This window comes from Mucilaginibacter flavidus (assembly GCF_024055575.1).
GTDB lineage: Bacteria > Bacteroidota > Bacteroidia > Sphingobacteriales > Sphingobacteriaceae > Mucilaginibacter > Mucilaginibacter flavidus.
Genome location: NZ_JAMXOE010000032.1, coordinates 25,920 through 39,571, shown reverse-complemented (window position 1 = coordinate 39,571; position 13,652 = coordinate 25,920). Strand labels below are relative to the sequence as shown.

Below are 13,652 nucleotides of genomic sequence, written 5' to 3'. Positions count from 1 at the left end.
AAACTAATCTCTAATCAATTAATCGCTAACAATCACCTCACCGTCACCACTGCCGCGCTTCCTGCCGGCACTGTTACCGTAAAACTTTTCTGATTGGTACGATATTCCTCGGGATTTGCCGGTTCAAAGCTTCCATCACTGTTCACCGTGCTTCCGGCAAAGGTAACACCAGTGTTGGCCGTTATTGATGGGGCTGAAAGCCGGGCAACCTGTATGTTTGATGCTGCATTAGACAATTGTATAGTAAACGAAAAATCTTTGGTCGTCTCTTTGTTTATGATAGTTACCAGGGTTGCATTATCGGGACTAACACAAGCGTGTACACTGTAGTTATCATCGGCGCTTGAGTTTAAAAACCGTGGCTGTATTATTTTATTGCCAACTGCGCCATATTTAAAAGCCAGCATGGCATAGTACAGGGGTTTGGCCGTGGTAACGCCGTTTGCAGTATTTATAGGCGTATAAACAAACCGCACGCCGCCACCGTGAAAATTAACGCCCTGGCCTTTATTTTCGGCAACGCTCCACATAAAATCAAGCGCCCACAATGCTGACGCAAATACATTGCTGATGCCGGGCTTGCCCTGTCCCCAGATACTGTTACCTTCAGATATCCGAAATGGCAACCCATGCGAAGACGCGATTACCGACATACCCTGCAGGTACGTAGCCATTCTATTATTGGGTACTAAAACATCGGGCAGACCTATTGAAGGGTTTGATGCGGGGCCATTGTTATAATAGTGCCCATCGAGCATAACCACCTTATCGTGGTTGCTTTTGGTGAAGTTATGCAGCCAGCGGAGGTTAAAGGGCATCATATCGGGCCCCGCAAATACAGCTCCGGGCACCTGGCGTTTTATGGCATTATAATACCCCCGCCAATCCCGCTGGTAATCTTCGTAAATATACTTGCCCTGGCGGTGAATATTGCCAAAAAAATCTGGTTCATTACCACTTTGAAATGCGTATAAGCTGCTTTGTAGCCTGCTGTGAACATACGCCGCCTCGTTTGCGGCCTCTGCTGGATTGCTATTCCCCAGGTTTAAACCAAACAACACCGGCCATTTAATGGCTTTGGCAAATGCTGCCAGCCTGTCAATACCAGGCTTGGTAAGTTTGCGGTGCAGCATGTCGGTACCGGCGTCATCGGCCCCCCAGTCAATTTCGTCGCTGCTGTTGCCGCCGATGCGCAAAACGCCCTTGCCTAAGTTTTTCAACAATTGAACGAGTACAGTATTGCTTTCATTTAAATAGTCGGGGTCCTGGGTTAAAAGCGCGGTTTCGTAGCTGAGGCCTTCGAAAATGTGTGGTATTTTGTACCCGGTAAGGGTTTGGTCTAAAACAAGGGTAACCGGTATAACTGCCGGGTCCGGTCTGGTTGGCCGGTTTGTATCGCTAAGGTCTTTCTTACATGCACAAAGGCTTAGTGCCAAAACAAGTACGGCAAACCGGGGTGTGTTCATTAATCAGGGAAAAATCAATAGCATGTAACAACAATATTACCTCGCAAAATACAGAAAATTGTGGAAAATATATGCCGGGCTGTATTTCCCGGCATATATTTTTTTAAACGAATGTTGAGTAAGTCCGAAGTTAGTAAAGTCGGACTTATCCCGCCATATAATGCATCTCGCTGCCTGTAAGTTTATTCACCATATCTTTTAAAATGGCGCGGGCGCGGTGCAGGTTGGTGCGCGACAGCAGTTCGGTCATCCCAAGTTTACTGCCTATTTCCTGGTGCGAGTAGCCTTCAATGGCGTACATATTAAATACCGACCGGTAGGTTTGCGGTAGTTTCTGTATCATCTGCATCAAATCTTTAGCTTCGAGGCCATGCGCATTGTAGCCGCTGCCTGCGCCACTGTTTTCTTCGGTAAAGTCCTCAACCAAAACCATCGGCTTTAACTTACGGTAGCGCGATATGGCGCAATGAACCATGATGCGGCGTATCCAGCCCTCAAGGTTACCATCGCCGCGGTAATTGTGTGCGTTTTTGAACATCTTTATAAAGCCCTCCTGTAAAATATCCTGGGCCTCGTCTTTGTCATGGGCGTAGCGCATGCACACAGCCAGCATCCTGGGCGCTAAGGTTTTATATAAAAGCTCCTGCTGCTTACGGTCGTTCTTAAGGCAGCCTTCCCACATTTCAGCTAATCGTATATCGGCGGTCATCATCGTGTTGTAATTTGATGAGCCTATGCCAATATTGATACCCTTATTTTAATTTACTGATAATCAATAAATTAAATTTTTAAGCATCTACGAAAGTGTTCGTTTCCGAACGGTCGGTGATACAAAGGCGGACGATTGGGACTCCCTTTAAGCCCAATCGTCAACCCAGTTTTAAAAGAAAAATTCTTTAAGAATTAGATTTCCTTGCAAAATATTAGCGGTGTCACAATAATCGGAGTGACCACAAATATTAACCCTTCGGCCCGCCAAATTCCATTAGGTACGATTTTAAAAACTCATCTAAATCGCCATCCAACACAGCGGCGGCGTTCGAAGTTTCATGGTCGGTACGTAAATCTTTAACCAGTTTGTAAGGATGCAACACGTAATTGCGGATTTGTGAGCCCCATTCTATCTTCTTCTTGTTACCCTCAACCGCATTACTTAACTCCATGCGTTTGCGCATTTCGGCCTCGTATAATTGCGATTTCAGTAACCGGATAGCATTTTCCTTATTCTGCAACTGCGAGCGCGATTCCTGGTTTTTTATGATAATGCCCGATGGCTTGTGGTATAAACGTACGGCAGTTTCCACCTTATTCACGTTTTGCCCGCCTGCACCGCCTGAGCGGAAAGTTTCAAACTCTATGTCGGCATCTTTAACCTCTATCTCGATAGTATCATCAACCAGCGGGTAAACGTATACAGATGCAAACGAAGTATGCCGCTTGGCATTTGAATCGAAAGGCGAGATACGCACTAAGCGGTGCACGCCATTTTCGCCTTTTAAATAGCCATAAGTAAAATCGCCTTCTATTTGCAAGGTTACGGTTTTAACACCGGCCACATCACCTTCCTGGAAATCCTGCTCAGTTACTTTGTAGCCATGCTTTTCGCCCCACATAATGTACATGCGCATCAGCATGCCGGCCCAGTCGCAGCTTTCGGTACCACCTGCGCCTGCAGTAATTTGCAGTACTGCGTTAAACTGGTCCTCTTCGGCCGAGAGCATGTTTTTAAATTCGAGTTCTTCAACTTCTTTTATGGCAGCGTTGTATTGTACCTGCATTTCGGCTTCGGTAGCATCGCCGCTTTGAAAAAATTCAAAAAGCACGCCCGTATCTTCAACAGTAGCAACTACTTTTTGAAAGGCATCTGTCCAAACTTTTTTTGTTTTGATGGAAGCCAACACTTTTTCGGCTTCTTTAGGATGATCCCAAAAATGTGGGCCAACGGTTATTTCCTGTTCCAAATGGAGGGCATCGAGTTTCTTATCGATGTCAAAGATGCCTCCTCAGGGAAGTTATTCTATCCCTTAAATCCTGGATTTGTTCTTTAGTCATGGAGCAAATATAGGGGTTTGGTTGTAATTGTTGTAGAGGTTGTGGGAAGTTGTAGAGGGTTGAATTGAAATCGCTGTTTCGCGCAGGCCTGCGACCTGCGCTGATGAGGGCCGCCCTTTTGGGGCTTGGAGGGTATCCTTAACTAAAGTATTATTGCACACTTTTAAGAAAAACGAATTTGTAAACTAAAGAAAATTCTCAAAAGCCCCAACGGGGCGCAATCCGCTAGCACAGGTCGCAGGCCTGCGCTAAAAGGAAAGATATGGCATTCAATTATGCACCGCCGGCACAAATTCCGGCAACTCCGCTAATAGCGGCTGCTGCTGATATACTATTTGAAGCGCTTTGCTTTTTTCTTCGAATTGTTCAACGGGTAACGCTGCCTTTTCCAGCGCGGCCAGAACAGGCAGCGGGTCAAAATTAAAATTAACATGGCGGGTTTGTTTATCAATTGCGGTATGGATGGTTGCCAGTTCGTATTCCATTATTTGAGTTAAATATATAACCTTAAACCGGTTTGCCGTAACGTAAGCCGAAAATTGTTCCGCCAAAATAACCGGCAGCAATTCAGGAAAAACACTGCTGAAAAAATCTTCCACATAAATATTGAAAACCTCTTCACCAACCGAAAGGCGCAACAACCGGGTAGTTAGCTTAAACATGGATACCAGCAGCGAAGCCCTGAAATGGAAAACCAAATCTTTTACGATGGCAACGCCTTTATCCTGCAACAATTCGTCTGCCAGCGAGCTTTCGGGTCTGCGTCCTAAAATAATGCTGCCAACGGTGTGTTCCCATTCGCTTACAGATATGCTTTCATCAAAGGTTTTTCCCTGGCATCTATCTGGTAGGTGTTTTTTAAATTGATTTCCCTTTTTATCCCAAATCCGGCGCATTTTTATTAGCTGGCCACGTATTTCGGCTTCGGGCACTTTCATAAAATAATCCGGGGTAATTTCAAACATCAGGGCTTTTAGGTTGGGGAGTTTGCCAACCACATCTTCCAGTATACCCAAAAGTTCATCGTCTGATGCGCCGCTATGGGCATCCAGGTAATAATCTTTGTAGTAAATGCCGTTAGCTACATGCAGTTCGATAACACGCTCGTAATCGAGGTAACTTAAAAACTCTCTTACGGTTTGCCGGCCATTGCGCTGGTTCACCAGCAGGTTATGCAAATCCAGGAGAATATTGCAATCGGCTTCTTCGGCAACACGGTTAACAAACAAGCCGTCGGGCATTTCATTTTTACGGGGCTGGAAGTAGTTTACGCCGGTTTCAAAGGCAAACGGGCGATCCATTTGCGCGCGGTAATTGTTGATGTTGGCCACCGCGGTTTTTATGCTTTCGGCAGTTTGAACAGGCGGCAGCAAAAAGCCGGAATTTATGTCGCGCCCTTCGTCTTTAAAAAAGTTAAAGCTTAAATGCTCGCTCACCCATTTGGGGTTAAGTTCGGCAGCCTGCCGGCGCAGGGTATTAAAATGGGCATCGGGCGGTAAAAATGTACCCCCAACCGGATAGCCTACACCGTGGAACAGCTTGGGGCGATCATAAGTGCGCAAAAAGTCGGTTACTTCGGGGTTGTATTTAAATGCATTGCATTCATCATTTTTATCAAACCAAAAGGTTTGCGGCTCAATCTCAACAACATCTATCAACGATGAATGCAATGCAAGAAAATCTTCGAACCCCTGGAAGTAAATCAAGCCTACGCCAAGTTCGTCCAGGTTTTTCAAAGCAATTAAAATTGTGCGCCACCAACATTAATCCCCTTTGCATCAACACGGGCGTGTATCATTTCAGTTTCGTCGATAAACTGGAAATGGAAGCCCGAGTAACAGCCGGGACAGCCCACAAGTCCCAAAATTTCTTTTGTAACAGCGTGTGTTTGGTCAATTGTCATTTTTGGCGGCACCGATACATAAATAGGTGTAGCCTTTGAAAATTTTCTGGTTGCCATAATATTTAGATAAATAATTATTGCCTACTCTGCTCGCCCTTTTCGGCTTACGGGCGCATACTCTGTTAATACATAGGTAGATGTACCGGGATTTTCTGCCTGTTCCCTTTATCAAATTTTTTCAATGAACGCCCTGCTTGTTCACCCAGTGCTTTTAGCACCACTAATTATTGGTAAAGGTATAATGGCCCGGCGCGCGGGGCAAGCGTAGTGGCACCTAACTGTGTGGGTATTGGCACTGTGTTTTGGGGAGTATAAATACGTGGGGAAGGATTCCATTTATACGTGAGTACGGTAATTTATTGGGCGCCCGGGCGGGCTTTCCGCTAATACTGCACAGGCATTATCCGCCAGCTGGCGGACGGTATCCGCTTCAATCCCTGGCGCAATTTCTGAACCGGGATTCATTCTTTCACCAACCCATAACAATGTTCATCCAAAACAATTCCATTTTTAACAATAGCCTTGCGGGCAATACCTTCTTTTATAAAGCCCGCCTTTTCCAGCACGCGCATTGATGCCGGATTGGTGCTAAAAATACCGGCCTGCAGGCGTGTAATATCCAGGTTGGCAAAGGCATAGTCAACTACAAGTTTTACAGCTTGTGTCATAATGCCACAACCCCAGTAAGCCTCACCGAGCCAGTAACCAATTAAGGGTGCTTTGCGGTAAACATCGTTGCGCATGGTGATGCCAACCACACCGGCAAGTTCACCGGCTATATCAATTACAAAAACCAGCAGCGGGTCCTGGGTCATCATCATGCTAACCCAGTCAGCAGCGTTTTCCATAGTGTAAGGGTGCGGAAACACATCTAACAGGCAGTTGTAAATTTTACTGTTATCGGCATTACGCTGCAACGCCGCAACATCGCCGGCCCGCCATTCGCGAAGCGTAAATCCTCGTCCTTTTATTTCCATTTTGTAACAAAACAATGTTAAAAATACTAATGATTAGGGAAAATACTATCTTGGCTTGCCGATTACTTATACTTTGGTTAGGGCGGTTAATAAACGCCACGGTTTAAGCCGGCAGAACAAAATAACTGACATGAAAAAAATCCTTATCATCCTGCTTTTATCAGGGTGCAGCGGCGTGTTTGCGCAAAGCCTGGCTCCCTTATCCATCGAAAAAATAATGCGTGACCCCAAGTGGATCGGTGTAGCACCGTCAAACATCCGCTGGAGCGACGACAGCAAAAAGATTTATTTTAACTGGAATCCCGAAAATGCCGACCGCGACCAGCTATTCGCCATTACCCCAACCGATATCAAGCCCGCCAAGGTTAGCATGGATGAGCGCAAAGCCATGGTACCCGAATATGGCGACTGGAACAAAAAGCACACGCTAAAAGTCTTCGAAAAAAATGGCGATGTTTTCCTGTCAGACCTTGTAAGCGGTAAAATAACTCAGCTAACCAATACTGCGGAAAGGGAAGGCAGTCCGTCATTTAGCGGCGATGAAAGCAAAATAATATTTACCCGCGGCGAAAACCTGTTTTCGTTTAAAATTGCAAGCGGCGAGTTGGTGCAGCTAACCAATTTTACGCATTCGGCAGCAGCAACCCCGGCTCCGGCCGCAAGCGGACGTCGTGGCGGTGGCCGCAGGGCCGCGACAGACGTAGTAGCCGGTAACGACCAGGAACGCTGGTTAAAGGCGCAGCAGCTTGAACTTTTTGATATTATCAAGGTAAAAGACAAGGACCGCAAGCTGGATTCTATCGAGCGCAAGGAATTTGAAGTAAAAAAATTAAAGGAAATTGCTGTTGACAATAAATCGGTAGGCGATGTGGTGCTTAGCCCGGATGGGCATTATGTAACTTATCGGCTGGCCAAATATCCCGAAGGCGTAAAAAGCGCTATCGTGCCCAACTATGTTACGGCGTCAGGTTTTACCGAAGATATCCCAAATCGCACCAAAGTTGGCGAACCACAAGCTGCCTACGAAAGCTTTGTATTCGACACGCACAAAGATACTGTTTATAAAATCAATACTACAACCATTCCGGGCATTAAGGACTTGCCCGATTATGTGAAGGATTACCCTAAAGAGTTGGAACGCCTCACAAAGGCTAATGAAGACCGCAAGCTGGTTATCCGCGGCCCGTTCTGGAGCGAAGACAGCAAGTATGCCATAGTTGAGATTACCGCGCAGGACAACAAGGACGTGTGGGTAATGAAGCTTGACCCTGCAACCGGCAGTTTAACCCCAATGGACCGTGAGCGCAACGAGGCCTGGGTCGGCGGTGCAGGCCAGGGTAATGTGGGCTGGACAGACAACACACATTTTTATTTTGAAAGCGAAGCCAGCGGCTATGCCCACATTTACCTGCTTGATGCAGTAACCGGCACCAAAAAACAACTGACAACCGGCAAATGGGAGGTACAAAGTCTGCAGCTGTCGAAAGATAAAAAGACATTTTACTTTATTGGTAATATCGAGCATCCGGGTGTTACTCATTTTTACCGTATCCCGGTTGCGGGCGGTGAGCCTGTTAAAATAACCAGCATGAAAGGTGGTAACGAAGTAACCCTATCGCCTGATGAAAAATGGCTGGCTATACGTTACTCCTTTTCAAACAAGCCATGGGAACTGTATGTACAACCCAATAAACCGGGCGCAAAGGCCGAACAGGTGACCAATTCAATAAGCGCGGAGTTTAAATCGTACCCATGGCGCGAACCGCAGGTTATCACCTTTAAAAACCGTTACGGCAGCGATGTTTATGCACGCCTGTATGTGCCCGAAAAACAGGACCCCGCAAAACCTGCTGTAGTATTTGTACACGGTGCAGGCTACCTGCAAAACGTGCACTTTTGGTGGAGCTCGTATTTCCGTGAGTACATGTTTAACAATATGCTGGCTGATAACGGCTACGTAGTACTGGACGTTGACTATTCAGGCAGCGCGGGCTATGGCCGCGACTGGCGCACTGCAATCTATCGCCACATGGGTGGCAAAGACCTAACTGACCAGGAAGACGGCGTTAAAATGCTGGTTGAAAAATACGGCGTTAACCCTAAGCATGTAGGCTTGTATGGCGGTTCATACGGCGGTTTTATAACATTGATGGCACTGTTTACCGAGCCCGATACTTGGGCGGCTGGCGGCGCTATCCGTTCTGTTACCGATTGGGCGCACTACAACCATGGCTATACCGCCAGTATTTTAAATGAGCCATTTACTGATGAAAAATCGTACCGCATAAGCTCGCCCATTTATTTTGCCGATGGCCTTAAAGGCAACCTGCTGATGTTGCACGGCATGGTTGACCAGAACGTAAACTACCAGGATATTATCCGCCTCAGCCAAAAACTGATAGAGCTGCATAAGGAAAACTGGGAACTGGCGTCGTACCCGGTAGAGGATCACGGGTTTGTACAACCCAGCAGCTGGACGGATGAATATAAGCGGATATTTAAGTTGTTTGAAACGACGCTGAAGAAACCATAAGCTCCTTTAGCTTTCCGATAAAAAGCTTCCTGCAATGCAGGGGGCTTTTTTTGCAGATGTTAGGCGGCTGATGGGTGCAAGCGTTCCATTTTTCCGCGTGGAACACCCGGAACGCTGTGAAACATGTTCATTATCAAATGGTTAATTTTTTACCTGTCTGCGAATAACATATAATAACGATTTAACAAAGTTTAGAGCCAGCCTGTTTATTAATATTTTGATTTTATGCCAATAAAAAAAACGCCGGCGAAATAATTTCTTTAATCTTCCGCGTCGCGCAAAGTCTTTACCTGGTTATGCGCGTCGATAACACGCTGTTGCTGGCGTGTCACAATTTCCGTGAATTCCGGAGCCAGGCCGCTTTCGGCAGTTAATGCTGCCTGGTAGGCCTTTTTGATAGCGTCTTCGCCGCGTTCGCATTCTTCTAAAACGGTTTTGCGGTCGTGCCCGCTAAAGGCAGATTTGACATCGAGCCACATGCGATGTATGGCCCCGCTTCCGCTCATCCCCATTTCAACATCGCCCCCCGTTTTATGAATTGCTGAACCCAACTCGTGCACGTTTCTGCGGCTTTCGTCGCGTAATTGCATAAACAAGGTTCGCAAATCCAGGTCCTTTTCCTGCAATTCCTGGGCTGCATGTGCGAAGCCCGCAACGCGGTCGTTATTTATCTCAATAAGGTCGTTTAATATTTCAATTGACTTTTCTGTGGTTTCCATGGTTGATAGCTTTTGTGCTTATACTCAAACAACTATCCTGCCAATATTAGTACCAATGATTACTATCAGCCTAAAACGAAAACGCCCATAGCTTATAACTATGGGCGTTTAATAATGTAATTTAACCTATCCGGTTACTTTTTCTCGGGCAACCAAATAAACTTAATCAAATTGGTGCCGCTTAAATATTTGTTAGCGGCATCTTTAGTACTGCCGGTTGTTATATTGCTCAAATTACTTACATGGTGCAATATGGCATCAGGGTCTTCCTGGTTTTGTGCCGAAGCACCAAGATATCCTGCCCAAAAAACGTTCTCCTTTAACTGAACCTGGGTTGAGCGTGCCTCTTCGGCAACAAACTTATCAATATCAGCCTGTAACGCACCGCTTTGTTTCAGTTTGTTTATTTCGTCCTGGGTGTCTGCTATCAGTCTGTCAACATCAGCAGGAACGCAGGTAAACGATATGGTGAAACTAAACCGGCTGTTAGGTATCTTTTTATAACTCGCCCTAACGCCCGGATTATAAATTTTACCATCTTGCTCGCGCAGGCGGTCGAGCAACCTGTTCTGTAAAACCTCTTCAAGGGCGTCAATTTGTATGTTATTTACGTCATTGTAGTCATAGTTGCCGCTAAATACTAATTGTACCGTGCCTTTCTCGCCAATGCCTTTGTTTATTGTTTTTGTTATCTGCCCTGCCGGCGGAACGATATTAAGGTTTTTATACGTTTCCTTTCGGTTTGTTGAGGGCAGGCTAGCCAAATAAGCCTCAATATATGGTTTCAAAACTGCCACATCAAAGTTACCTACAAACGTAAACACAAAACTGCTTGCATCCGAAAAACGGTCCTTGTAAAACGCGTAAGCTTTATCAAGACTGGCCTTGTTCAGTCTTTCGGGTGTTACCACCATCTCCCTGAAATTATGGTTATTTAATGTAGCGCTAACTGTATCCTGGAAAACACTTCCCGGATTTAGGCCGCGGTTGGCAAGCAGGGCATTAGTCTGGCTTATGTTGGCCTGCCATACATCAGCATCTTTGCGTGGTTGCGTGAAGTACAGGTATATGAGCTGCATAGCCGTTTCAAAATCTTTGGGGGTTGTATTTGCTGTTATGCCCTGGGCAACATCACTTATATATGGTGATACGCTTACATTCTTAGCGCTCAATATTTTATTAAGCTGTATCTGTGTAAAGTCGGCTATTCCGCTGGCACCGATAATACCACCCGCCAATTCGGCTGAGGTATAGTCATCATCGCTTGCCAACGATGTGCCGCCAAAGCTGTAACCGTTAATTAGTACCTGGTCGTTTTTAAACTTGGTTGGTTTTAAAACTACCTTGGCGCCATTACTCAGCGTAAATGTTGTAATGCCAATAAGGCTATCGGCTTTGGTTTCGGTAATTTTACCTGCTTTTGGCAACTGGTCAAGCAGAGGTTTGTCGCTGGTGTTGTCAACGTATGCGGTCACTCCTTTGCCTGCATTGGCAATCCAATCTAAAATGGTTTTTTCATTTGGCAACTTGTCTTTTTCGCTTTCGGGCGCTTCAACAATAATTACCCTGTTTTGGTCACTTACAAATTTACCGGCCATCCCGTTCAATTCGGCAAGGGTAATTTTGTTGATGTTGTTTACATAAAAATTGTAGACATATGATATTCCCGCAAAGGCATCCCCGTGCAAAAAGTTTTGCTGGTATTCGCCAACAAAGTTTGCCGACCGGGTTTTATCGCGCTCACGATAGGCATTGTCAATACCAGTTAATGCGGTTTGTTTGGCTCTTTCCAATTCGGTTAAAGTAAAGCCAAAGTGGCGCACACGTTCGGTTTCGGCAACAGCTGCTTTAATAGCAGTTTCGAGGCCGCCCGATTTAGATACTGCGATTGTTGTGAATGCATCCTGTTTGCCAATAAACGGCCCGTATGAGCTTTGGCCATAAACAAACGGAGGGGTAGGTTTTTGGGTTAATTCGCTTATGCGGTCGTTCAGCATCTGGTTAAATAATTGCACGCGGATGCTTTGCATTAAATCAGCAGTGTTTTTGATGCTGGTTTGCGGGTGCTTAACAATAATTTCAGCAAGGGTGTACGGAAATTCCTTGTCGGTTGCTATTTTAACAACGGTGCCCGGCGTAGGCGGCACATTGTAAACGGTGCGGGGCTTCTCGTTTGCAGGGTTTTGCAGCGATGAAAAATTGCGCTTTATCAGCTCTACTACCCGTGCAGGGTCAAAATCGCCAACGGCAATCACGGCCTGCAGATCAGGGCGGTACCAATCATGGTAAAAGCTTTTAATTGTTTCAGGCTTAAAAGTTTTAAGGATGTCTTCTTTGCCTATCGGGATACGTTGTGCATAGCGTGAGTTGTTCAGTAGTATCGGGTAGGTTTGATTGCTCAGGCGCTCCTGTGCATTTTTACCGTTTGCCAGTTTTTCTCCCAGCACCACGCCACGTTCCGAATCAATTTCTTTAGGATCGAAAGTTACGTATGATGCCCAGTTGGCTAATATATTAAAGCCTTTTTCAAATACGTCGACGCTATCGGTAGGTAATGGCAGTTGGTAAACTGTTTCATCAAACGAGGTGTAGGCATTCAAATCTGCACCAAATTTAACACCCGATTTTTGCAGGTAGCTTACCATGTCGTTTTTCGGGAAGTCGCGCGTGCCGTTAAATGCCATGTGCTCGGTAAAGTGGGCCAGGCCTTGCTGGTCGTCGGTTTCAAGTACCGAACCAACTTTGTTTACCAGGTATAATTCGGCCCGGTTTTTTGGCTCGGCGTTTTTACGCACATAGTAGGTTAAGCCATTTGGCAGTTTGCCTACTATAACCTCAGGGTCGGCGGGCAACAGGCCTGCCGCAACAATATGTTTTTGTTCAACACCGGCGGGTTTAGATTTTGGTGACGGTGTAACGGGCTTTTTTTTAACCTGCGCAAACGCACCACCCGATACCACAAGCAGGGCTAACGCCGCTACTGAAACTTTATAGTTTAATCTCATTTTTTAAATCAGGGAATAATCCGCTAATATGCGAAACGAATGCCTTAGTTACAAACACCATTATTACATTTAACATCATTTAACAAGGATATATTGGATTTATTTATTATTGGGTTTTTGCGGCTGTTACCAGGCAAACTCATTTATAATTAATGTTTTACCAGAATGGCATTAAGCAACCGTCATCCCGTGCATTTCGACAAATAGTAGTGCGTTTAAATCAACGTGAAATAAATTCCTGAAAACCTTATTTTTGCGCTTTAATTATTTTTAGTGGGAAAAGATAAAATACGGCGCTTTGCCGAGATAGCTACCTTCAGCAATGTTTTACAACTGGATGCCGGCAAGCCCTTTAGAGGTCAGTGGGCCGATGCATTTTTTAAAAACAACAACCCGGTAGTGCTTGAGCTGGCCTGTGGAAAAGGCGAATATACCGTTAACCTGGCGGTGATGTTCCCGGAGAAAAACTTTATCGGCATCGATTACAAGGGCAACCGTATTTGGCGGGGTGCAAAAACCGCTTTGGAAGACGGGGTTACCAACGTGGCATTTTTACGCATACAAATTGAAACGCTTATTGAATATTTTGGCCCCGGCGAGGTTGATGAAATATGGATTACCTTTCCCGATCCGCAGCCGCAGCTGAGCCGCGAGAAAAAGCGGCTAACCTCATCGCGGTTTTTAAATATGTACCGGGTGATATTAACGCCCGGGGGCTTTGTAAACCTTAAAACCGATAACGACGATTTGCATGCCTATACCGCCGATAAGATTGCTGAAACCGGCTTAACATTGCATGCAAGAACCGAAGACGTTTACAAATCTGAGTATGCCGACGAAGTACTGAACATCAAAACTTACTATGAAAAGAAATATTTGAAGGACAATAAGAATATTAACTACCTGAAATTTTCTTTTTAACAATGCCAATAGAGCAGGTCAGTGCAAAACACTGATACGATAAAAGCATTCTATGATTAAATTGTCAATTCTACAT

10 protein-coding genes are annotated in these 13,652 nt (G+C 45.5%); 2 read left to right on the top strand and 8 right to left on the bottom strand.

The features are described from left to right. Nucleotides 1-32: 32 nt before the first annotated feature. The 6 genes from NAF19_RS27730 to NAF19_RS27705 form a co-directional block, all read right to left on the bottom strand. Entirely contained in the window at nucleotides 33-1,466 is a 1,434-nt protein-coding gene (locus NAF19_RS27730; RefSeq protein WP_252793629.1) for a glycosyl hydrolase family 79 C-terminal domain-containing protein, read from the bottom strand. Between the two features lie 145 nt (nucleotides 1,467-1,611). Beyond that, a complete protein-coding gene (locus NAF19_RS27725; RefSeq protein WP_252793628.1) occupies nucleotides 1,612-2,178 on the bottom strand; it encodes an RNA polymerase sigma factor in 567 nt (188 codons plus the stop codon). Between the two features lie 247 nt (nucleotides 2,179-2,425). Continuing rightward, nucleotides 2,426-3,518, bottom strand: a protein-coding gene (gene prfB, locus NAF19_RS27720; RefSeq protein WP_252793627.1) for a peptide chain release factor 2 whose coding sequence is annotated in 2 segments (ribosomal slippage) — nucleotides 2,426-3,457 and nucleotides 3,459-3,518 — 1,092 coding nt in all. Because the reading frame shifts where the segments join, the coding sequence is not laid out codon by codon here. A 269-nt stretch (nucleotides 3,519-3,787) separates the two neighbouring features. Next, nucleotides 3,788-5,254 carry an MbnB/TglH/ChrH family RiPP precursor modification enzyme gene (locus tag NAF19_RS27715; protein ID WP_252793626.1) on the bottom strand — a complete coding sequence of 489 codons (1,467 nt, stop codon included), beginning with the start codon at nucleotides 5,252-5,254 and terminating at the stop codon, nucleotides 3,788-3,790. A 5-nt stretch (nucleotides 5,255-5,259) separates the two neighbouring features. Continuing rightward, the gene (locus NAF19_RS27710; RefSeq protein WP_252793625.1) at nucleotides 5,260-5,478 is read right to left on the bottom strand and encodes a hypothetical protein; all 219 of its coding nucleotides are present in this window, start codon (nucleotides 5,476-5,478) and stop codon (nucleotides 5,260-5,262) included. Nucleotides 5,479-5,882: 404 nt separating this feature from the next. After that, a complete protein-coding gene (locus tag NAF19_RS27705; RefSeq protein ID WP_252793624.1) occupies nucleotides 5,883-6,398 on the bottom strand; it encodes a GNAT family N-acetyltransferase in 516 nt (171 codons plus the stop codon). Between the two features lie 130 nt (nucleotides 6,399-6,528). On the opposite strand from NAF19_RS27705, the gene NAF19_RS27700 reads away from it, so the two are divergent. After that, on the top strand, nucleotides 6,529-8,931 hold the full coding sequence (locus tag NAF19_RS27700; protein WP_252793623.1) for a prolyl oligopeptidase family serine peptidase: 2,403 nt from the start codon (nucleotides 6,529-6,531) through the stop codon (nucleotides 8,929-8,931). 260 nt (nucleotides 8,932-9,191) lie between these two features. On the opposite strand, the gene NAF19_RS27695 is transcribed toward NAF19_RS27700, so the two are convergent. Continuing rightward, nucleotides 9,192-9,650, bottom strand: a complete 459-nt coding sequence (locus tag NAF19_RS27695; RefSeq protein ID WP_252793622.1) for a ferritin-like domain-containing protein — start codon at nucleotides 9,648-9,650, stop codon at nucleotides 9,192-9,194. A 134-nt stretch (nucleotides 9,651-9,784) separates the two neighbouring features. Next, nucleotides 9,785-12,655, bottom strand: coding sequence for a M16 family metallopeptidase (locus NAF19_RS27690; protein WP_252793621.1), 2,871 nt, complete (start codon nucleotides 12,653-12,655; stop codon nucleotides 9,785-9,787). 273 nt (nucleotides 12,656-12,928) lie between these two features. Here NAF19_RS27690 and trmB point away from each other — a divergent pair, with 273 nt between their 5' ends. After that, nucleotides 12,929-13,576, top strand: a complete 648-nt coding sequence (gene trmB, locus NAF19_RS27685; protein ID WP_252793620.1) for a tRNA (guanosine(46)-N7)-methyltransferase TrmB — start codon at nucleotides 12,929-12,931, stop codon at nucleotides 13,574-13,576. Nucleotides 13,577-13,652: the final 76 nt, after the last annotated feature.